Here is a 20,384-nt window from a genome sequence, read left to right as displayed (position 1 = left end):
CAATGCCGCTTCAGCCGACTGTCGGCGTAATCAGCACCTTGCATTGCGTTGTGCGCCGCCTGAGCGCCTCGAATGCGCCTGGCACAGCGGCAAGACCGATCCGGCCGGTCACGAGTGCCTGCGGCCGATGGCGGCCCGGGCCGAGCGCCTGCAGCGCCATGTCGAACTCCGCCATGGTGAAGAACACGGCGAAGATCACCTGTATTTCCTTGGAAATCGCGGCAAATGGATCCCATGTGTCGCCGCCGACGCAGAGGCCGACCGCGACCACCGTGCCATGTACGCGCGCCAGCCGGCAGGCAGCATCGATCAATCCGCGTTTGCCGACGCATTCAAAGACGATGTCCGGTACGCCTCCGGTCAATGCGCGAAACTCCTCCGCCAGCCCCTCCCCGGAGAGTGCGAAGCCGGTGGCACCGATTTCGGCTGCACGTTCTGCTTGGTGGCGGTTCAGATCGGCAACGACGACATGAGCGGCGCCGAGCCGTCTGGTCCAGAAGGCAGCGAGCAGGCCGATCGGGCCTGCACCGAGGACCAGCACACGGTTGCCCGGCTTCAGCCCAGACCGCGTGACCGCATGCAGACCGACTGCAACCGGCTCGGCCAGAGCCCCCTCCTCGGTCGGCAAATCGTCCGGCAGCCGACGGCACTGACGGGCAGCGACGGTGACGAATTCGGCATAGCCGCCGCCGATCAGCCGCATCTCGGCACACCACGCGGGTTCGCCGCGCGAGCAGCTATCGCAATGACCGCAGCCACGCATCGGCGCGACGGCAACCCGGTCGCCGGATTTGAAATTCGCGACCTTAGCGCCACAGGCGACCACTTCGCCGGAAATTTCATGGCCGAGGATGCCACCTCTTTTGAGCGCAAAGGTTTCGGGATCTTCCGTCATGTGCAGGTCGGAGCCGCAAATGCCGCAGGCGGCAACGCGGAGCAATATCTCGTCGGCGTCGGGCTCCGGCTTTTCGATCGTTTTGACATCGAGCGGTTGTCCGACTGCCTCGAATAATGCGGCCCTCATCGCGGGTCCTCCAGAAGCGTGCGCCTCGTGGGGAACCAGGAGGCGTTTGTGGCCTTCTGGATCAATCCCCAGAGGCCACCGCGGGCGAAAAGGGCCATGATGAGGGTGAGCAGCCCGAGGACGACGAGATAGGTGGCGCCGTACTGTCCGAATAGACGGTCGGCGACAAAATAGACAAGCGCGCCGATCAGCACCCCTTCGAGCGAGCCAAGCCCGCCGACCATGACGATGAAGATCGACACGTTCGCCCAGGTCGGGCTGTAGGCAGCCGGCGGCGTGATGCGTAGCTGCGCCATGAAGTAGATGGCGCCGGCAAGGCCGGTACCGGCGGCGGCGGCCACCCAGATCAGGAATTTCAGGAGGCCGACGTTGACGCCCTGGCTTGCCGCGGCAATCGGATTGTCGCGGACGGCGACCAGCGCCAAGCCATAGCGCGAACGCAACAGCACATAGCTGCCACCAACGGCGACAAGCAGCATGAGTGCCGCCAGTACCGAAATGCCGATTGCGCGTTCGCCAGGCGTGTAGTTCGACATGACACGCAAGCTCATGCCGGCGCCGGCATTGACATAACTGAAGACAGACGTGGCAAGGCGCATGACTTCCGCCACCACCCAGGTGCCGATGGCGAAATATGGACCGTCGAGTCGATGCAGCAGGCCATAGGTGAGTGCCGCCAGTATCGCCGGTGCAATGACCGACAAAGGCACGGCGAGGAAGGGGCTCAAGCCCCAAAGCTGCGCCATGACGAACATCGCATAGGCGGCCGCACCGACGAAGGCCTGCTGACCCACGGAGACGAGGCCACCATAACCGGCGAGCAGGTTCCACATCTGCGCGACGGTGATGTAGCAGCACAGTTCGACGACGTCGCGGATGAGGCCTTGGCTCGCCCAGAGCGGCATCGAAGCAACGGCCGCGAGCAGCGCGACGCTGATAACGAGCGCAATCAGGCTCGAGCGCGTTTGGCGCTGTACGCGCACAGCGGGCCGCGGGATAGCATCGGTCAAACGGGCGGCGAACGCATTGGTCACGGCTTCAACCCCTTCCTAGGAAGCCCTGGGGACGCAGGGCGAGGATGATCAAAAAAACGAGGTGGCCGGCGAGGATGCCGAAGCCGGGGTCGATGCGGAAACCGACGGACTGACTGACCCCGAGCGCCATCGCTCCGAAAAAAGCGCCCCAGATCGAGCCCATGCCGCCGATGATGACAGCCTCGAAGGCATAGATCAGCTGGAACGCCCCGTCGGCAGGCGCCACGGTCGAACGCAACGACTGGAAGACCGCGGCAAAGCCGAGGATCGCGACAGCAATTGCCGTTGCCCCGGTGTAGACGGTCTTCGGGTTGACACCGGTCAGCGCCGCGGCTTCTACATCGGCCGACGCTGCGCGCAGGGCCCGGCCAAAACGTGTCGAGCGTAACGCCACGTCGAGGCCGCCCGTCAGCACCGTCGCCGTCAGAAGCACGATCACTGGCAGGACGCCAACGAAGAGCGGCCCGAGTTGGAAGGAGGCATGCACGATGTCGCCGCCGCCTAGCGAGCGGGTGTCGGCTGACCATATCTGCAGCATGGCGTTCTGCAGGGCGATGGAGAGCCCGAAAGTGGCAATCAGCGAGGGAAGCGGATCGGCACCGACGACGCGGTTGAGGATGAGCCGCTGCAGGATGACGCCGATGACGGCCCCAAGCACCACGAGGATCACCAGTACCGACCACGGGCCGAGCGAGAAGGTCGTGGCCAGGCTGATGCCGATCAGGGCCAGGAGGATCACCAGGTCGCCATGGGTGATGTTGACGACACGCATGACGCCGAACATCAGCGCCATGCCGAGCGCGTATTGGGCGTAGAGACCGCCGAGAAGAATGCCCTGGATGAGCCCGTCAAGCCACTGCATGAGCCCCTCCGAAATAAGCTTCGCCAATCGCTTCGCGCGAGACGTCAGCCGATCGGCCGGTGAGGCTGACGTGTCCCTCAAGCATGCAGTAGAGCCGGTTCGACGAGGAGCGGGCGAGCCCGACGTCCTGCTCGACCAACACGATCGCCGTACCGGTTTCACAGATCGACGGCAGCGCCTGGTAGATTTCCTTCACCACCTTCGGTGCCAGGCCGAGGCTGATTTCGTCACACAGAAGTACGCGCGGCTGGCTGAGCAACGCCCTGCCGATCGCCACCATCTGCTGCTGCCCGCCGGACAGGGATTCCACAGGCACGGCCTGCTTTTCCTTGAGAAGCGGAAAGAGCGCGAACAAGCGCTCCAACGTCCAGCCATTGGCAGCGGATTTGCCGGCGTGGTCGATGGCGACGCGCAGATTGTCGATCACCGACATGCCGACAAAGAGGCGACGGCCCTCGGGCACGATCGCTACGCCGTCGGCTACCATCCGATGCGGCTTGGCGCCTCCGACCGGACGGCCATCGAGCTGGACCATGTCTGGCGCAACGCTGAGAAGGCCCATGATCGATTTCAGAAGCGTCGACTTGCCGGCACCATTGGCCCCGATCAGGGCGACGACCTCGCCCGCGGCAATCTCGAAGTCGATACCGTAAAGAGCCTGAAAATCGCCGTAGCGGGCGACCAGTCCGTGTGTGGAAAGCAGTGCTGCACTCATGCCTCGACCCCCATATAGACCCTTCGAACCTCCGGACTTTGGATGACTTCGGCCGGCACACCTTCCGCGATCTTTTCCCCGAAATTCAGCACCAGCATGCGGTCGGCAACGGCGAGCAGCGCATGCAGCACATGTTCGATCCAGACGATGGTGACGCCACTGTCGCGGATGCGGCGAATAAGCGAGACAAGCGCCCTACCCTCCTCGTCGGTAAGCCCACCGGCAATCTCGTCGAGCAACAGGAGCTTCGGCGACGAGGCGAGCGCACGCGCGAGTTCCAGCCGCTTACGGTCGAGCAGCGTCAGCGAGCCGGCTGAACGGTTCGCCTTGTCGGACAGCTCGCAGGCCCTGAGGATCTCGGCGCAACGCCGATAGCTCTCGGCATCCTTGGCGCCGCTGCCGAAGAAGGCGGCGACAAGCAGATTCTCAAAGGTCGTCATACCGACATAGGGACGCGGGATCTGGTAGGTCCGGCCGATGCCGATTTTGCAACGGCGATAGGGCGGCTGGCCAACGAGTTTCTGCCCGTCAAAGATCAACTCGCCGCCATCGACACGCATGTCGCCGCTGATCAGGTTGAATAGGGTTGTCTTGCCGGCTCCATTCGGCCCGACGATGCCCAGAACCTCGCCAGAGCTGACCGTAAAACTCACCTCGTGCAAGACCTTGAGGGCCCCGAACGATTTGCTGAGGTTGCGTGCCTCGAGTAGTACGCCGTTTTCCATGCTCCTCCACCCCGGCTTTTTTGCCGCCGGCGGCGCGTTTGGGCGCGCCCTTCCGATCCTCCATCCAATCCGCCCCGGCCCGATCGCATCGGGCAGGAGCGGCATCTCGCTTTGCCTTGGCTTCACGCCTTGCTTAGGCAGTCCGCCAGGGCAGCGGCACGATCTTGCGTTCCGGTTGGAAGAGCTTGTTGACGGTATTGTCGACGATCTTCAGGTCGTAGGGCCACTTGTCGCCCTTGACCCATTGCCCGCCGAAAATCGGTGAGGTCGCCACATTTTGGTGCGGTCCCTTGGCAAAATTGACCGGGCCGATCAGTGTCTGCATGTTGGTGGCAACAACCGCCTCGAGGTTGGCGGCGCGGTCGAGCGGGTTCTTGGAACGCTTGAGAACGTCGATCGCCACTTCGAGGATAGCGTGGCTGTAGCCGAGCGGCTGCGTCCACTGCTTCTTCTTTTCCACTTCCCACTGGTCCGCGAGATCGCGGCTCACCTGACCGGTCAGCGTCGACTTGAAAGGAAAGGCCGGTGTCCACCAGACTTCCGAGGACATGCCCTCACCGAGCGAGCCCATGGCTTCCACACCCGAGGCGAAGAGCAACGCGGCCGCGACCGTAATCGCCTTCGGCTTATACCCCTGCTGGGCACACTGGTTGACGAAGGTCTTGAGATCAGCCGGATAGGCGATACCGCCGATGATATCGCAGTTCGCTTGCTTGAAAGCCGATATCTGCGCCGAAAAATCGTTGGTGCGTGGCTGGAAGAAGCCGGGAACGACGATTTCGAAGCCGGCTTTCTTGGTAGGGGCAGGCAGGCCGTAATCCATGTTGCCCCATGTTTCACCATCCGCGTTCTGCGGAAACAGCATGCCGACCTTGCGGTTGCTTTCCAGCGTGTTCCAGAGGCCGACATAGGTGTTCAGTGCTTCGTCCAGGCCCCAGAAGAAGTGATAGGTCCACTTGAACGGCTTGTCCTTGCCTCCACGCGGGAAGATGATCGCCTGCCAGGGCGCGCCCGTCGAGATGCAGGGGCATTCATTGAGCTCAGCCTGATCGGCAGCAGGACTTACCGTATCGGTCGTCGAGGCCGGCAGCAGCAGGTGAACGCCCTCATTGAGAATGAGATCGCCGGCAACTTCCGCAGACTTGTTGGGATCCGACTGGCTGTCGCGGATCAGGAATTCGACATTGAAGTGGCCGGCCGCCGTATCCAGCCCGCCCTTGAGTTGCTCCTTGATCTTTTCCAGCGCCCAGCCATCGGTCTCACCGAAAAGGGCGAGAGGCCCGGTCGCTGGCGTGATGAAGCCGACCTTGATGGTGCCGGCCGATTGCGCGCGGGCAATCATCGGCGCAGCGAGCGCTGAGGCGGCGAGGCCAGCGCCTATTCCCTTCAGCACCGTGCGGCGCGAAGGCATCGACAAACTGCTTTTCGATTCCATTATTTTATCCTCCCTCTGAATCTCATTCGCCGGCTGCGATTTCCTCCTCCCGCATCCGGCAAAGTTCATTTATTTGATGCGATGCATCGAACCTCCGTCGATGACAATCTGGCTGCCTGTGACGTAGGACGAGCAGGGCGACGCTAGATAGAGAGCAAGCCCCTTGATGTCCTCGGGATCGCCGATCCGCCCGATCAGCGACTGCTGTTCGAACGCCCTGCGGTCCGCCGGTATTCGCAACCTGCCGCCGGCAATGTTGGTCATGAAGGGACCAGGCGAGATACAGTTGACGAGAATACCGAACTGCCCCAATTCCATCGCCATCTGGCGTACGAAATGGTCGACGCCTGCCTTGGCTGGCATATAGGGCGTACCGACGATTGCCTCATTGATCTGGGCAGCGATGGACGAGGTGACGATGATACGGCCGCCTCCCGTCGCCTTCATATGGCGGGCCGCATGCTTGACGGTTGTATAGACCGAGGAGAGATTGACCTCGATCACTCGATCCCAGTGATGATCGTCGAGAACATCGATGGCTCCGTCCTTGAGCCGCTCGCCTGTCGTAGACAGAAAGCCAGGCCCGGCATCGATTCCTGCATTTGCAAAGACGACGTCGATCCGTCCATGACGCTCGGCCACGGCATCGAAAGCAGCCGCCATGGTCGCCCGATTCGAGACATCGATCTCCAGACCGCAGACTTCAGCGCCATCTCGGGCGATTTCCGCCACCACACGGTCGAGATTGTCCGCATCCATATCGAAAATGCAGACACGCGCTCCATTGTCCGCCATTACCTCCGCATAGGCCCGCCCTATGCCACTCGCACCGCCGGTCACAATGACCGATTTGCCGCGAACGTCGAACATATCCTGCAAGCTCGTCATTTTTCCTCCCGTGCCGCCAGGGGCGGCATGCCCGAGCCTTGGCTCGAACTCCTCCATTCTGCCTTGCCCTCCCCGACGCAGCAGAATTGGTTCATTAGGACGAGAAATCCGTGCGGCCTGTCAAATAAAGCTGACAGCGAATGCGGAGAAGTTCTCCGGATAAACTCCAATGACTTGAAACAGAACGATATTCTTTAAAAGAACTCACCTCGCTAGGTGGACTTGTCAAGGCGACCACTTGCTGAAATGATGAAGTGACTTCATCATTTCATAAAGCGGCAATCCTAAAAAGGATCGCCGAACCGCTCGCTGCGCAGAAGAGGTATCGATGCAGGGATTGGTCGAATCTTCGAGAATGCTGGATCGAGGCGGCAATCCGACCGTCCGGCAGCTTCTCTCCAGCCTGGTCTTTAATCCGAATGACGGAACGATCCAGCTGAATGGCGCGCGCATCGTTATGCAGCGCGCGTCCGCCCTTTCCGATCTGAGGCGGGAACTCGTGCGCTTGCTCGGAGAGAAGGAGGCCCGCGTCTTCCTTTTGCGCCTGGGCTTCATGTCCGGCCGCTCGGATGCACGCTTCGTGCGCGCCGGCTGGCCAAATCTCGACATAGGCGATGCCTTCACGGCCGGAACGCGGCTGCACACTTTCAGCGGCGTTGTGCGTGTCGAGACGGTCTTCAACTCATACGACTTCCGCAAGAAGCGATTTTCTGCCGAATTCCTTTGGCGCGATAGCGTCGAAGCCGCCGAATTCAGTAAGACGCGACTGGCATCTGAACCCGTTTGCTGGACTCAGCTTGGCTACGCGTCAGGTTATGCCAGTGAGTTTTTCGACACCCTGATCGTTTACAAGGAGATCGAATGCGCGGCGCAGGGCCACAGCCATTGCCGGGTGGTCGGAAAACCAGCCGATAGCTGGGGCCTCAACGATCCAGAGGTGATGCTTTTCCGCGAGCGCATCGATGTTGCCGACGACATCAGCACCGCATCTGCTTCGCGCAGCAGCGCCGCGCGCGCTGCCAGCACGCCTCTCTCCAGGCTCGACAGCCTGATACTTATGCCGGTGCGCGACCGACTCGACCGCCTCGCGGCCACAACCCTGCCCGTGCTGATAACCGGTGCGCCGGGGACGGGACGCGGCATTGCCGCGCGCTATCTGCATCGCGGATCTGCTGCCACTGCGACCAATCTACGGCGGGTAGTTGGGATGCAAGTCGATCTTGCGCTTTGCGCCGAGGTCGCACGACCGGTTAAGGCGGCCCGCCGGGCGCCTCAGCGCGAGACAATCGTGATCGACGCTGTCGAAACCATACCTGCCGACATTCAACCGCATTTTGCCCGGGCCGTCGAGGAAGGCATGTCGGAAGGAGGCCCGCGCATTCTTGCGATTGCGGACGAATGCCAGGAATCGGAGATGCCGGCCTTTTCAACCGAGCTTCACTCGGTCTTATCGCCGCTGCGCGTTCGTATGCCACCGTTGGCTGAGCGGGAAGGCGAGCGGCTGGCACTCGCCCACACCATGTTACAGGAACTTGCAGTTCGCATGGGGCTAGAGCCTCCAAGCTTTGAGGCAGGCGCCAAAAAGCTGATCGAGACGCAACTTTGGCCGGGGAACCTGCGCCAGATGCGTGGCGTCCTTATCGCCGTGCTCAATTCGCTGATCACCGGCGCGACGATTTCCGCCGCTCAGATCGAAATCGCATTGGCGCATCTTGCTCCCAATCCACGCAACAGCGTCACCGGATCCGGAAAAAGCGTAATCGATCCGAACCAGCTATTGGGATCCGACGGATTTTCGCTCAACGCTCTCGAGCACTCCTTGTATGAGATCGCCATGGAGCAGGCACAAGGAAACCTTTCGGCAGCCGCTCGCATGCTTGGCCTGACACGAGCGCAGCTCGCCTATCGTATCGACAACGCGCGGCGCAGCAAGTAACGGCATTCTAGATCGAGAGTTAGCTATGCCGCAGCCCACGATGACTCGGGCAACGTCGCGGCACTTTCGATCAAGCCAGCAAGTCCACAATCAACTTTTCCATCGAGAAGTCCCGCGTCAAACTCACCCATGGTAGGCGCGTCATTGTCGATAGCCAGCCGGCGATGCGCCAGCCGGTCGCTTGTCCAGTGCGTGCTGTCCAGATAGATCGCTGCGACCTGCCAGATATTCAAACAACCGAGCGACCGCTTCCGCGCCGGGATCGATGTGGCCCTCAAGTTGCTTGGCATTGATGTAGGCGGCGCGTCCGGCCTTGGCATGGACGAGCGTGGCAGTCATGTCTGCGCCGGCGCGAGCTGCATGCGCCGCTGCTGCCAAACCGCCGTTGAGCGCATCCAGGGCCGGCGAGAGAGCATCGACCATGGTTCGGTCTCCCAGACGAGCGCCGCCGATCTCCTGCATGCGGTAAAGCCCGGCCTGCAGCGCCTCGCGAATGGCGAGCCCACTCGACGCTCCGTCGCCGGCAGCTGCAAAGAAGATCGCTAGAAGCACCCCCGACGATCCGCCCATGGTCTGACTGAGTTCCTGCCCCATAGCCCGGAAGAGTTGCGTATAGTCTGAAAGAGGCAGGCGGTCGAGCGCGTCGATAAGCGCGCGTGCCGCGCCGGCTAAGGTCGACCCCGTATCACCGTCTCCCGACTTCGCGTCAAGCGCGTTCAGATCCATCTCTGAGAGGATGAGAAGATTGCAGCAATCCGTCAAAAACTGACGGGTAGGTTCGTGCCTCGATGCGAGAGGAGCAATCGGCGTCAGCCCATCTGGGAGTGCAAGCGCCGCGACCGGTTTGATCGCTGCCAAGCCTGGCCAAGCCGGTAGCGCGACCGGCTTGGCCAACAGCGCCAGTTCTTTCTTATCGGCAGGAAAGACCGAGATAGAGAAACCGTGCATGTCAAGCGACGTCATCATCGCAGCAGGTCCGATCACGTGCGAGATCTTTCCTGAAATAGCCGATCGGGCAATTTCGTGGACAATGACCGACATTTCCAGCATCGATGCACCGCCCAGATTATTCACGAGCACGACATGGGGCCTATCATCCATGGTTGCCGCGAGACGCTCGACCATGGCGGCAACCGCAGCTCGGACGCCGGTATACTCTACCAGCTCGACGCCGGCCTCGCCGTGGATGCCGAGCCCGAGTTCGGCGCGGCCTTCCGGAATCCTATGTTCCTTCGGCGAACCTGGCACGGTGCATGTGTCGAGCGACATTCCGATCGACCGCGTGCCCGCAATGACATGGCGCGCGGCTTCAGTGATAGTCTCCAGATCAGCATCGTTCTCCGACAAGGCTCCCGCGATCTTGTGCACAAAGAGCGTGCCCGCCACCCCGCGAGATTGCGGGAGATGCGGCAACGCGATGTCATCATCCACAATGACCATGCTGACATTCAAGCCAAAGGCGCGAGCCCGTTCCGCCGCCAAACCGAAGTTGAGGCGGTCGCCCGTATAGTTCTTGACGATCAGGAGGCAGCCGGCCGGCCCTGTGACGGACAGGATACCGGCAAGGATTGCATCCACGCTGGGAGACGCAAAAATATCTCCGCAGACAGCTGCGGTGAGCATCCCCCTGCCGACGAAGCCCGCATGAGCCGGCTCATGGCCCGATCCGCCTCCAGAGACGATCGCGACCTTGCTCTTATCCCAATCCGAACGCACGACGACACGGATATGCGGAAAACCATCGAGGCGGCTCAGGGTGCCTCCCGATGCAACGAGAAGGCCCTCGATTGCTTCGGTGACCGCCTTTTCCCTGCTATTGAGGAATTGTGACATTCTCGCCTCCCTTAAACCAAGCGCATGCCGGCCGCGTCAAAATAGAGCGGCTTGTTCGGCTGGATCTTAATAATCTCGCCACCTCTGAGGGCGGTATGAGCCTCGGTGACGGTGATCAAATTGTGTTTCTTGAACGAAAGATGCAGGCGCGTCTGATCGCCCAGATGCTCGACACGGGTAACAGTCGCCTCCTGGCCATCGCCTTGAGCGATATGCTCCGGACGCAGACCTATCGATTTGGCGTTTGGCGGGGCACCGGGGAAAAGCTCGGCAGGCAGCACGTTGATGCGCGGCTGTCCGAGGCGAGTGGCGGCGTAGACGCTCACCGGCTGTTCATAAATTTCGCGCGGAGAACCGAACTGGGCAAGCCTACCCTCGTGAAGGACGCCGACATGTGTTGCCATCGTCATCGCCTCGACCTGATCGTGGGTGACGTAAAGCAAGGTTGCACCGGATTTGGCCTGAATGCTCTTGAGCTCGATACGCAGATCGGCGCGCAGCTTGGCGTCAAGCGAGCTCAGCGGTTCATCCATGAGATAGATCTGCGGGTTTCTCACCAGTGCGCGCCCGATGGACACGCGTTGCATTTCACCGCCGGAAAGAGCCGTCGCCTTATTGTCGAGCTTGTGGGAAATCTGGAGAATTTCGGCGACTGCATTCACCTTCTCGTCAATCGTGCGTTGCGGCGTCTTCAGCAAGGGCGACTTCAGCGGAAATTCAAGGTTCTGGCGTACCGAAAGGTGCGGGTAGAGCGAATATTGCTGAAACACCATCGCGACGTTGCGCTGCGCCGGTGTCAGCCCGCGCATAGATCGTCCACCGATCATGATCTCGCCGACATCAGGGTTATCGAGGCCCGACACCATCCGCAAAGTCGTCGTCTTGCCCGCACCCGTCGGCCCCAGAAGAACGACGAACGAACCGTCGGGAACGATCATGGACAGCTCATCGAGCGCCCGGTGACCGGCGAAAGATTTCGTAATATTCTTCAAGATGACCTCAGCCACGGCGCGACACTCCCTCGTTGGCCTCGGAAACAAGCGCCGCTCCGGTCGCAGAGTTGAAGACCGTCAGGCTTCTGGAATCAAAGTCTAGTCCGATCAGTTCTTCGACACGTGCGGCCTGGTGGGATGGTGTACGAACCTTGATCTCGCCATGCGGCGTTTCGATCGTGACAATCTGCGTCGTACCCAGATATTCCACGGCTATGACCCTCCCTCTGTAAGCAGAATCGTCGTTGAAGCGGATGTGTTCGGGCCTGACGCCCAGCGCCAACTTGCCGGCATGCTCTTCGCGAGACATCGGCACCCTCACCATGTGTCCGGCAAGGCTGACATGAGTTCCGCCGGTTCCGACCGAACCATCGAACTCCAGGAAATTCATGGGCGGCGAGCCGATGAACTTTGCCACGAATTTCGTCGCCGGCCAGTCATAGATCTCCTGCGGCTTGCCGAACTGCTCGACGACCCCGTGGTTCATCACCACGATCTTGTCGCCCATCTGCATGGCTTCCAACTGATCATGGGTGACATAGACGGTGGTGGCGCCCATGCGGTCGTGCAGTGCCCGCAGCTCTTGCGCCATGTGTTCGCGGAATTCGGCGTCAAGGGCGCCTAGCGGTTCATCCATGAAGAAGGCTTTCGGGTTGCGGACAATGGCGCGACCTACCGCCACACGCTGCCGGTCGCCGCCGGAAAGTCCGCCGATCGGCTTATCGAGAATATTTTCGATCCGCAGAATCTTGGCTACTTCCGCGACCCGCTTTGCGACCTCAGCCTTTCTCATGCCCTGGCTAACCAACGGATAGGAAATATTTCTTCGGACATTCATATGCGGATAAAGAGCAAACATCTGGAAAACGAATGCAATATCGCGCTCGCTTGCCCTCTTCATCCCAACCTCTTCGCCACCGATATAGATTTCACCGCTGGTTGGGAGCTCGAGACCGGCCATCATCCTCAAGGTGGTCGTCTTTCCGCAGCCGGAAGGCCCAAGCAGCATAAAGAACTCCCCATCTTCCACGGTGAAGGTGGAAGACTTCACCGCGTTGAACGCTCCAAAGTCCTTGCGCACATTGTGAATTCTGATTTGCGCCATGATTCACTCCGGGAAATGGCTGACGATGATGAACATGACTGTTCCTGTCAGCGTCACGAGGAAGGAATAGGAGTAAAGCGACAGCCACAATGGCTGCATCAGCATGACGACGCCGAGTGCGATCAGGACCGAAGCGAGAATTTCCCACGCATCGCGGCGCAGGCGTACCAAGCGATTGAGAAACGTCGTCATTTGCGTACCGCTCCGAAGGTGATGCCGCGCAGCAGATGTTTGCGAAGCAGGATCGTGAAGACCATGACGGGAACCAGGAAGATCGTTGCGCCGGCGGCAACCGCTGGCCAGTCCTGGCCGCTGACGCCGATGATGGTCGGGATGAAGGGCGGCGCCGTCTGGGCATTTCCCGATGTGAGCAATACGGCAAACGCATATTCATTCCAGGCAAAGATCAGGCAGAAGATTGCCGTTGATGCGATGCCGGTAACGGCCTGCGGCAGCACCACCTTGTAGAAGGCCTGGAACCGCGTATAGCCGTCGATCAACGCGGCCTCCTCGTATTCAATCGGGATTTCGTCGATAAAGCCCTTGAGAAGCCACACCGAGAGCGACAGGTTGACGGCGGTGTAGAGCAGGATCATGCCCGCATGCGTGTCGCTGAGGCCAAGCGATCGGAACATCAGGAAGATCGGGATTGCAACGGCGATCGGCGGCATCATGCGGGTCGAAAGAATGAAGAACAGCAGATCATCCTTCAACGGAACCTTGAAGCGGGAAAAGGCATACGCCGCCGTCGTGCCAAGCACGATGCAAAGGACCGTCGAACCAAATCCGATGATGACGGAATTATAGAAGCGCTCGGCGAAGCGCGAGGCACCGGTGATGATCAGCCCGTCCTTGCGCACCAGCTTGTCGTACCACGTCGTAGGTTCACCCAGCGCTCTGAGTTGATCCTCAGGCACACGAGTCCGGGTGGTAAAAAGATTGACATATCCCTCCATCGTCGGCTGGAAGACCAGTTTCGGCGGATAGGAAATCGCATCGGCTGGTGATTTGAAGCCGGTCGCGATGATCCACAGCAGCGGGAGGAGGGTTATGACGGAATAGAGGACGACCAGAATACCGGCAAACCATTTCTGACGCGCGGAGGGCTCGGTTACGGAATAGCTGCTCATCGTTGTTTGACCCTATTTAGAGCTTTGACGTAGATCGATGCCAAACCGAATACGGTGACGAAAAGAATGACGGCGTAGGCGGATGCGTAACCGGTTCGCCATTGTTCGAAAGCCGCGCGCTTCAAGTTGATGGATGTCAGCTCTGTGATCGATCCCGGGCCGCCGCCGGTCAACTGTACGACGAGATCGAACATCTTGAAGTTCTCGATGCCACGAAAGAGGACCGCCAGCATCAGGAACGGCAGTACCATCGGGATGGTAATGGTCCAGAACTGACGCCATTTGCTGGCACGGTCGCATTCGGCAGCCTCATAAATGCTGCTGGGAATGGAACGTAATCCCGCCAAGCAGATCAGCATCACGAAGGGCGTCCACATCCAGGTATCCACGATGACGATGGCCCATGGTGCCAACGTGGTGCTCGCAATCATCGAGAAGCTGGAAGGATCGTTCCCGGTCAGGAAAGCGATCACATAGTTGAAGAGGCCGATTTGCGGCTGGTACAGGAAGGTCCAGAAGTTGCCGACAACAGCCGGACTAAGCATCATCGGAAGCACGATGATCGTCGTCCACAGATCGTTGCCGCGAAACTTCTTGTTGATCAGATAGGCAAGCAAGAAGCCGATCAGAACCTGCAGGATGATGGTCCAGATCAAGAAATGGGCGGTTGCCTGCATGCTCCGCCATACATCGCCATCCGTCAGGATATTGATGTAATTCCTCAGGCCGACAAACCGTATCGGCTCGTTGGGTCGGTTCACCCGGAAGTTCGTGAAGCTGAGGCGGATCGTCCAAATCAATGGAAAGATGTTGATGGCAAGCAGCAACACGATCGAGGGCGCGACGAAAAGCCAGGCTATGGCGCGATCAGAGAGACCTTTGACGCGCGCTGCGATCGCAGGCGGCGTCGCACCGGCAATCCGATCGATCGGTGAGTGGAGCATGTCCGTCTCCTTGGCATGAAATTGGTGGTGGGCAGAGCCAGCCTGGTCGGCACGGCTGACCCTGCGTGACGCCACTATCGGGGAATACCCCTATGCCGGCGTCAATATTTTCCGTCGTCCTGGAAGACACCCTTCCAGTCCTTGACAAGCCCGTCGAGCGCGTCCTTTGCGGTACCTTGGTTTGCGACCACATAATCATGAAACCGCTTCTGCGATGCCTGCAGGAGGGAGGCGTAGGAAGGCTCGGCCCAGAAATCCTCGACGATTGCCATCGAATCGAGGAACGGCTTTGCATAGGGCTGGCTTGACGCAAAGCCCGGATCGTCCACGACAGCCTTCAGTGCCGAATAGCCGCCAAGCGCCCACCATTTCCGCTGGATCTCAGGTTGCGCGAACCATTTGATGTAGTCGAGCGCCTCGGTCTTTTTATCGGAGTTGGCAACCACGGAGATGCCCTGCCCTCCGAGCTGGGCGAACTGCGCACCCTTCGGCCCGGCGGGGTTTGGGAAATAGCCGGTCTTTTTGCCACCGACATTGGCATCGGCATTGATGCCCGGCCAGGTGAAGGTGAAGTTCATCTGCAAGGCGACCTGCCCTGACTTATAGGCATCGACGTCTTCGGTCATATAGGAATCGGAATGACCGGGAGGCGTGCAGCACTCATAGAGTTTCTTGTATTTCTCCAGGCCCGCGACTGCTTCCGCCGAGTTTACGAAGCCTTCCAGATCATAAGGTTTGTTCGGATTCTGATATTGGAAGCCGTAGCTATAAAGGGCATTCATCGCCCCCATGGTGATGCCTTCAGAGCCGCGCTCGGTGTAGATTGCCGCGCCATAGACTTTCTTGCCGTCGATTTCGCGCCCCTGGAAGAAGGCAGCGATGTCCGTCAGCTCGTCCCAGGTCTTCGGAACAGCAAGGTCGCGGCCGTACTTCTTCTTGAACTCCGCCTGAAGCTCTGGACGGGAGAACCAGTCCGCGCGATAGGTCCACCCGACGACATCGGCGAATGCCGGCAGCGCCCAGTAATTCGGTGTATTCTTTGGCCACTCGGCGTATCCGACCACGGTCGCGGGGATGAAATCGTCCATCTTGATTCCTTCCTTATCGAAGAAATCGTTGAGCTTGACGTATTGACCGTTTTCCGCCGCGCCGCCGATCCACTGGCTGTCGCCGATCATCAGGTCGCAAAGCTTGCCGCTGGAATTCAGTTCATTGAGCATACGGTCTGCGAAATTCGGCCAAGGCACAAATTCATAGTGCATCTTATTGCCGCTCTTCTTCTCGAAATCCTTGCTCAGCTCCACCAAAGCGTTGGCGGGATCCCACGCCGCCCAGCACAGCGTCAGATCGGCGGCTTGAGCGTGCGACATCGCGGCCGCGGATACGGCAACATATATCCCGGCAGCAACCGCCGGGCTCAGCAAAAGAGACCTCATGGCTTCAATCCTCCCGTTGAACCTCTCGACCTCCATCGAGAAGATAAGTGAAAGCGTGACAGCCGGCATGTTGCGAAACGCACTCCAAACCCGGCCTATCTCCCTTCGATCCGACCCGACGGCCGGACAATAAAGAAATAACTGAGGTGCGCACCTCAATGCAAGCAATTTTTGAGGTCCGCACATCAATTCTTGCCTTTTTCTCGTTTTTGAGGGAAATGTCTGCTGTCTGTAATTCAAGTGGAGCTATCATGCGGCCAACAGCAAAGGACCTTGCGGAAGCCGCCGGCGTAAGCCTTGCCACAGTCGACCGGGTTTTGAACAATCGCCCCAATGTGAGCAAAAAAGCCGCCCGCAGCGTTCAAGAAGCCATTGAACGCATTGGTTTTATTCGAAACCCTGCCGCCGTCAGCCTCGCACGCAACAAGAGCTATAAGTTTCGGTTCATCCTGCCAAAGTCGGGGGATCTCTATCTTGGCGAGCTGTTGCGTCGGGTGGAGAATCTGGGAGCGGCACTCAAAAGCGACCTGACCGATATAGACTGCGTTCAGATCCCCACCGAAGACGCCCACGGTATTGCGAAATATCTCACCGGCATCAGCGAGGACACCGTCGACGGCATAGCCGTGATGGCGCCGGAATCGCCCCAAGTACGCGATGCCTTGATGCGGCTTCTGGAAAGGGACATCAAGGTCGTCCAATTTCTGTCCGGTCAGGAAAAGCTTCCCGCCGCGGATTTCGTGGGCGTTGACAACTTCGCGGCAGGTGCAACGGCAGGACGATTGATCGGCACGTTTGTCCGTCAGACACGGGGGAAGGTGATGATCGTCGCAGAGACCATGCAATCACTGGACAGTATTCAGCGGCGTCACGGCTTCGATACCATAATCAATGAGCAGTTTGCGAACCTCACCTGCCTTCCATCGATCGAGACGCACGCTGACGAGAAGCGAGCAAGCCAGATTATCGGCCGCGTACTAGAGAGCAACAAAGATGTTGTTGCCGCCTACATACTGAGCTCAGAGGCGCGCATCCCCCTCTTGGCAGCCGCAGCGACAAGCGATCTGCGCAATCTTTCGGTCGTGGTCCACGAGCGCACCCCCTTTACTGAAGAAGGATTGCGCGACGGCAGCATCAATGCGGTCATCGCGCTGGATCCGGGTCATGCTGTGCGCAGCGCGGTTCGCATCATGCGCGCTCGTGCCGACGCACGCGAGCTATTGGCCGAACAAGAGCGGTTACGCATTGAGATCCTCCTGAAAGAAAATCTCTAGACGCTCCTCTTCCTTAGAACGCCCGCGCCCCGAGTTCCTGATGTGCGTAGCTCATATGGTTCTACGATGGCTAGAAGAATGAGGCGGACATTTCCGGTGGGCCTTCGAGCGCATGCGCCATGAAGCCGAGCGCGCCTTTCAGTTGGTCGCGGCCGATCGGTCCGCCAAGGCAGATGCGCACGGCCTCACTGACCGCACCATCGACTGTAAAGGCGTCGCTCGCCACGACGCCGATGCCGGAGGAGCGCATGTGACTGCTGAAGGTCGACCGGGTCCAGCCGTTGGTTAGCGGCATCCAGATGTTGAAGCTGATCGGATCGGCCTTATAGCTGCCTTTGGGCAGAATATCGGCCACCATCCGCTGGCGGGCAGCCGCCTCGGCGCGGATGAAGCGCAGGATCGAATCCGCCGTGCCGTCCTCGATCCAGCGTGTGGCGAGCGCAACCGTCATCGGCGAGGCCATGACATTGTTTGTACGCATGACGCTGACGAAGGGCCAGATCGCCTTGGTGTCCGGAGCAACCACATAGGCAAGGCGCAGCCCGGCGCCGATGCATTTTGCAAGACCGCCAATATGCCATGTCAAGTCTGGCGCGATGGCGCCAAGCGGCGGCGGCCCGTGCAAAGGAATGAAGCCGTAAGCATCATCCTCAATGATGGGCACATGATATTTACGGGCCACGGCGGCGATCTCCCCGCGACGCTTCTCGGGAATGGTCAGCGTCAACGGGTTCTGCAGCGTCGGATTGAGATAGAGCGCTTTCGGCTGCAGCCGCTCGCAAGCCTCGGCAAAAGCATCCGGCAATATACCCTCATCATCCATCTGCAAGCCTGAGAGATTGAGGCGCAGTTGGGCAGCGATCGAGCGCATACCCGGATAGGTAATGATTTCCGACAGGACTGTCTCGCCAGGCTTTGCCAGAAGACCGAAGATCGCCAGCAGCGCCGGATGCGCGCCTGGCGTTACGAAGATACGCTCCTGCGAAGGCTCCAGGCCGCGACGGCTGAGCCAGGCGGCAGCGGCATCCTTATCCATGCCTGATCCGCCGAAGGCCTGGTATCGCAGCAGCGGAACCAGATTGCTTGCCACGGCTGATAGGCCTTCGCGCATGCTGGCAACCAAATCCGCATCGTCAGGCTCCGGTGGAAGGTTCATCGACAAGTCCACCAACGAAGCGCGACGTGGATCGGTCATGGCATCGGACGCGAAACCACGCCTTTCGCGATCTTGCCCGCCTGTGACGAAGGTGCCCCTGCCGACGTGCGAATCCACCAGGCCGCGCTTCTGCGCCTCGACATAACCGCGAGCCACCGTGGTGAAATCGATGTTCAGCCGCTTGGCCATCTCTCTTTGCGGCGGCAAACGGTCTCCCACCGCCAGCACGCCACTTCTCAGATCCATTTCGATCAGGTCGGCGATAGCCATATAGCGAGGGCTGGAGGAGCGACTAAGGTCAGGATGCCAGTCTTTCATGTCGTGATCCGCAATGTGTGAGGCGCGTGGGCGAGTCACCATTGACCATATATTGTTGCAAAATTCCCTGTCACGGGAAAACGCCTGCGCATAAGTGCGATGCTTCACGAACAGCTGTTGGTGGTCATCATCACAATGGCAAATTGCCTCCAAATTGATCTCTTAATTGAATGTCTCTTTGAAGAAATTGGATGCAAATTATGCAGCATCAATTTGGCGCGGCGCTTGTTATTTCATGGCACACCGCCACACGAGCTCTTCTTGGGGGCGTCATAATCCGATGCGCTCTCACCTGATGGCAGTGGCCATCGCCGAAGCCACGCTCGCCAGGACGGACTAGCCGGTGATAGGGGTCAATCGAACGGGTTATCGAGATATACCCGATCTACGAGCTTCAGACTGCGGTCGGGCTGCAGGATGTAGGTCTCGCGCACTCGTTCGCCCCACTGATCTGTGAATGTGTGAGGAACAATGCTGCCGACCGGTGACTTTTGTAACCGTTGGCTCGGCTGCCCGCCGTAGGTGATGCTTCCGGGAATAGGCTTCAACCCTTCTTGGCTGGCTTGGCAGGCCGCAAGCATTCCCGCCAGAATTCCCGTCGCGACTATTCTTTTCATCGCCTGCTCCAATCTTGCTTCGATATACCAAACCAAATGTCGGCATGGAGGTTCCACCAAGTGGATTATAGATCAGCGAAGAGCATCAAGCCCGAATGTTCGCCCTGCCACCGGAGGTTCCTCCAATGACAGGGCAGACCGCCGACGGGTGATAATAGTGTCGGCGACCGGGGGCGGTCATCCACTATCCGAATAGACCTGCGTTGAACACGGACCTTAGTCTGATGACCAGCGACACTCTTGCCGAGATGAGCCGGAATTCGGTGGGTATCGGACCATCGCAACGGCCAGATGCCGATCACCGGCCCCGCGTCCGATCGACTTCGACCGTTTCGGGAGGCGAAAAACCCGTGACCATTACTCTTCCAGCTGAGCAGACAAGATCGCACGGGTGATTATTTGCGCTGCGGCTTAAAGTTGACGAGCAATGATTTAAGCTCTATTTCGCGCACGCGGCGCGCCGCCTCGTCGGGGCTGACCCAATCAATCCGGCGCTGTCCTCGCTCCTTGAACTCCGCCCCGACTTCCTTCACCTCGATTTGGAACATGTCGACGACGCAGGGAGCGACTTTTCCGTCAGGGAGTTCTTTAAGATAGGTGTACCGGCCAAACGGCGCCTTCCTCACCTTGCCACGAACGCCCGCCTCCTCCCAGGCTTCGATCGCAGCCGCCTCGTGAGGCTCCTTGCCTTTCATTGGCCAACCTTTCGGTACAATCCAACGGCCGCTCTCGCGCGACGTAATCACCAATATCTCGATTTCGCCTTCATCACCCTTGTAGCGGAAACAAAGTGCGCCATACTGGTTGCGGAAAGCACTTGAAAACAGCTTCTCCGGCGTCCGAGCAAGCTGCTGCAATAAGTGTTTCGGTTTGGGTGATGCAGGCTTTCCGCCTTGCTTTTTCGACTTCATGCCGTCCAGCTTGTCAGATTTTCACCCGTGCCTCAATTACGCTAGCGGC

General features: G+C 59.5%; 19 protein-coding genes. 2 read left to right on the top strand and 17 right to left on the bottom strand.

The genetic code is table 11. The features are described from left to right. Window positions 1–10: 10 nt before the first annotated feature. From AC13RE_RS19460 to AC13RE_RS19430, 7 genes are all read right to left on the bottom strand, one after another. Window positions 11–1,024, bottom strand: coding sequence for a zinc-dependent alcohol dehydrogenase (locus AC13RE_RS19460; protein WP_488564135.1), 1,014 nt, complete (start codon window positions 1,022–1,024; stop codon window positions 11–13). Beyond that, the gene (locus tag AC13RE_RS19455) at window positions 1,021–2,058 is read right to left on the bottom strand and encodes a branched-chain amino acid ABC transporter permease (RefSeq protein ID WP_488564134.1); all 1,038 of its coding nucleotides are present in this window, start codon (window positions 2,056–2,058) and stop codon (window positions 1,021–1,023) included. The genes AC13RE_RS19460 and AC13RE_RS19455 overlap by 4 nt, the downstream gene beginning before the upstream one ends. Window positions 2,059–2,062: 4 nt before the next feature. After that, window positions 2,063–2,920 carry a branched-chain amino acid ABC transporter permease gene (locus AC13RE_RS19450; protein WP_112413316.1) on the bottom strand — a complete coding sequence of 286 codons (858 nt, stop codon included), beginning with the start codon at window positions 2,918–2,920 and terminating at the stop codon, window positions 2,063–2,065. Then, the gene (locus AC13RE_RS19445; protein ID WP_488564133.1) at window positions 2,907–3,635 is read right to left on the bottom strand and encodes an ABC transporter ATP-binding protein; all 729 of its coding nucleotides are present in this window, start codon (window positions 3,633–3,635) and stop codon (window positions 2,907–2,909) included. The genes AC13RE_RS19450 and AC13RE_RS19445 overlap by 14 nt, the downstream gene beginning before the upstream one ends. Next, window positions 3,632–4,360, bottom strand: a complete 729-nt coding sequence (locus AC13RE_RS19440) for an ABC transporter ATP-binding protein (RefSeq protein WP_183874197.1) — start codon at window positions 4,358–4,360, stop codon at window positions 3,632–3,634. Before AC13RE_RS19440 ends, AC13RE_RS19445 begins: the two co-directional genes overlap by 4 nt. A 133-nt stretch (window positions 4,361–4,493) precedes the next feature. After that, window positions 4,494–5,795, bottom strand: a complete 1,302-nt coding sequence (locus AC13RE_RS19435) for an ABC transporter substrate-binding protein (RefSeq protein ID WP_488564132.1) — start codon at window positions 5,793–5,795, stop codon at window positions 4,494–4,496. 69 nt (window positions 5,796–5,864) lie between these two features. Continuing rightward, on the bottom strand, window positions 5,865–6,683 hold the full coding sequence (locus AC13RE_RS19430) for an SDR family NAD(P)-dependent oxidoreductase (protein ID WP_488564131.1): 819 nt from the start codon (window positions 6,681–6,683) through the stop codon (window positions 5,865–5,867). 328 nt (window positions 6,684–7,011) lie between these two features. Here AC13RE_RS19430 and AC13RE_RS19425 point away from each other — a divergent pair, with 328 nt between their 5' ends. Further along, a complete protein-coding gene (locus tag AC13RE_RS19425; RefSeq protein WP_488564130.1) occupies window positions 7,012–8,619 on the top strand; it encodes a XylR N-terminal domain-containing protein in 1,608 nt (535 codons plus the stop codon). 141 nt (window positions 8,620–8,760) lie between these two features. Here the strand turns inward: AC13RE_RS19425 and AC13RE_RS19420 are convergent, their stop codons facing one another. From AC13RE_RS19420 to AC13RE_RS19390, 7 genes are all read right to left on the bottom strand, one after another. Then, entirely contained in the window at window positions 8,761–10,452 is a 1,692-nt protein-coding gene (locus AC13RE_RS19420) for a dihydroxyacetone kinase subunit DhaK (RefSeq protein WP_488564129.1), read from the bottom strand. An 11-nt stretch (window positions 10,453–10,463) separates the two neighbouring features. Further along, a complete protein-coding gene (locus AC13RE_RS19415; protein WP_488564128.1) occupies window positions 10,464–11,459 on the bottom strand; it encodes an ABC transporter ATP-binding protein in 996 nt (331 codons plus the stop codon). Beyond that, window positions 11,452–12,549: an ABC transporter ATP-binding protein gene (locus AC13RE_RS19410; protein ID WP_488564127.1), complete on the bottom strand. Its 1,098-nt coding sequence runs from the start codon at window positions 12,547–12,549 to the stop codon at window positions 11,452–11,454. The genes AC13RE_RS19415 and AC13RE_RS19410 overlap by 8 nt, the downstream gene beginning before the upstream one ends. 3 nt (window positions 12,550–12,552) lie before the next feature. After that, on the bottom strand, window positions 12,553–12,741 hold the full coding sequence (locus tag AC13RE_RS19405) for a hypothetical protein (RefSeq protein ID WP_132720189.1): 189 nt from the start codon (window positions 12,739–12,741) through the stop codon (window positions 12,553–12,555). Then, the gene (locus AC13RE_RS19400; RefSeq protein ID WP_112337709.1) at window positions 12,738–13,679 is read right to left on the bottom strand and encodes a carbohydrate ABC transporter permease; all 942 of its coding nucleotides are present in this window, start codon (window positions 13,677–13,679) and stop codon (window positions 12,738–12,740) included. The genes AC13RE_RS19405 and AC13RE_RS19400 overlap by 4 nt, the downstream gene beginning before the upstream one ends. Further along, entirely contained in the window at window positions 13,676–14,623 is a 948-nt protein-coding gene (locus AC13RE_RS19395; RefSeq protein WP_132720190.1) for a carbohydrate ABC transporter permease, read from the bottom strand. Before AC13RE_RS19395 ends, AC13RE_RS19400 begins: the two co-directional genes overlap by 4 nt. 101 nt (window positions 14,624–14,724) lie before the next feature. Next, complete coding sequence (locus AC13RE_RS19390) at window positions 14,725–16,059, bottom strand: ABC transporter substrate-binding protein (protein ID WP_488564126.1); 1,335 nt, start codon at window positions 16,057–16,059, stop codon at window positions 14,725–14,727. 251 nt (window positions 16,060–16,310) lie between these two features. On the opposite strand from AC13RE_RS19390, the gene AC13RE_RS19385 reads away from it, so the two are divergent. After that, on the top strand, window positions 16,311–17,333 hold the full coding sequence (locus tag AC13RE_RS19385; protein WP_132720268.1) for a LacI family DNA-binding transcriptional regulator: 1,023 nt from the start codon (window positions 16,311–16,313) through the stop codon (window positions 17,331–17,333). Window positions 17,334–17,403: 70 nt separating this feature from the next. Here AC13RE_RS19385 and AC13RE_RS19380 read toward each other — a convergent pair whose 3' ends face one another. The 3 genes from AC13RE_RS19380 to AC13RE_RS19370 all read right to left on the bottom strand — a co-directional run bounded on the left by AC13RE_RS19380 (window position 17,404) and on the right by AC13RE_RS19370 (window position 20,335). Continuing rightward, window positions 17,404–18,807: an aminotransferase-like domain-containing protein gene (locus AC13RE_RS19380; protein WP_488564125.1), complete on the bottom strand. Its 1,404-nt coding sequence runs from the start codon at window positions 18,805–18,807 to the stop codon at window positions 17,404–17,406. 353 nt (window positions 18,808–19,160) lie between these two features. Beyond that, window positions 19,161–19,424, bottom strand: a complete 264-nt coding sequence (locus AC13RE_RS19375) for a hypothetical protein (protein WP_132720193.1) — start codon at window positions 19,422–19,424, stop codon at window positions 19,161–19,163. 395 nt (window positions 19,425–19,819) lie between these two features. After that, window positions 19,820–20,335, bottom strand: coding sequence for an NUDIX hydrolase (locus AC13RE_RS19370; protein ID WP_132720194.1), 516 nt, complete (start codon window positions 20,333–20,335; stop codon window positions 19,820–19,822). Window positions 20,336–20,384: the final 49 nt, after the last annotated feature.

The sequence above is a fragment of the Martinezella sp. CNPSo 3959 genome, assembly GCF_057784355.1.
This window is presented reverse-complemented; position numbering and strand designations above follow the sequence as displayed.

Excerpts from the sequence above, each read along its gene's own strand:
- AC13RE_RS19460 (WP_488564135.1), bottom strand. The coding sequence starts at position 1,024 with ATGAGGGCCGCATTATTCGAGGCAGTCGGACAACCGCTCGATGTCAAA.
- AC13RE_RS19450 (WP_112413316.1), bottom strand. The coding sequence starts at position 2,920 with ATGCAGTGGCTTGACGGGCTCATCCAGGGCATTCTTCTCGGCGGTCTC.
- AC13RE_RS19445 (WP_488564133.1), bottom strand. The coding sequence starts at position 3,635 with ATGAGTGCAGCACTGCTTTCCACACACGGACTGGTCGCCCGCTACGGC.
- AC13RE_RS19440 (WP_183874197.1), bottom strand. The coding sequence starts at position 4,360 with ATGGAAAACGGCGTACTACTCGAGGCACGCAACCTCAGCAAATCGTTC.
- AC13RE_RS19435 (WP_488564132.1), bottom strand. The coding sequence starts at position 5,795 with ATGGAATCGAAAAGCAGTTTGTCGATGCCTTCGCGCCGCACGGTGCTG.
- AC13RE_RS19430 (WP_488564131.1), bottom strand. The coding sequence starts at position 6,683 with ATGACGAGCTTGCAGGATATGTTCGACGTTCGCGGCAAATCGGTCATT.
- AC13RE_RS19425 (WP_488564130.1), top strand. The coding sequence starts at position 7,012 with ATGCAGGGATTGGTCGAATCTTCGAGAATGCTGGATCGAGGCGGCAAT.
- AC13RE_RS19420 (WP_488564129.1), bottom strand. The coding sequence starts at position 10,452 with ATGTCACAATTCCTCAATAGCAGGGAAAAGGCGGTCACCGAAGCAATC.
- AC13RE_RS19410 (WP_488564127.1), bottom strand. The coding sequence starts at position 12,549 with ATGGCGCAAATCAGAATTCACAATGTGCGCAAGGACTTTGGAGCGTTC.
- AC13RE_RS19405 (WP_132720189.1), bottom strand. The coding sequence starts at position 12,741 with ATGACGACGTTTCTCAATCGCTTGGTACGCCTGCGCCGCGATGCGTGG.
- AC13RE_RS19400 (WP_112337709.1), bottom strand. The coding sequence starts at position 13,679 with ATGAGCAGCTATTCCGTAACCGAGCCCTCCGCGCGTCAGAAATGGTTT.
- AC13RE_RS19395 (WP_132720190.1), bottom strand. The coding sequence starts at position 14,623 with ATGCTCCACTCACCGATCGATCGGATTGCCGGTGCGACGCCGCCTGCG.
- AC13RE_RS19390 (WP_488564126.1), bottom strand. The coding sequence starts at position 16,059 with ATGAGGTCTCTTTTGCTGAGCCCGGCGGTTGCTGCCGGGATATATGTT.
- AC13RE_RS19385 (WP_132720268.1), top strand. The coding sequence starts at position 16,311 with ATGCGGCCAACAGCAAAGGACCTTGCGGAAGCCGCCGGCGTAAGCCTT.
- AC13RE_RS19380 (WP_488564125.1), bottom strand. The coding sequence starts at position 18,807 with ATGAAAGACTGGCATCCTGACCTTAGTCGCTCCTCCAGCCCTCGCTAT.
- AC13RE_RS19375 (WP_132720193.1), bottom strand. The coding sequence starts at position 19,424 with ATGAAAAGAATAGTCGCGACGGGAATTCTGGCGGGAATGCTTGCGGCC.
- AC13RE_RS19370 (WP_132720194.1), bottom strand. The coding sequence starts at position 20,335 with ATGAAGTCGAAAAAGCAAGGCGGAAAGCCTGCATCACCCAAACCGAAA.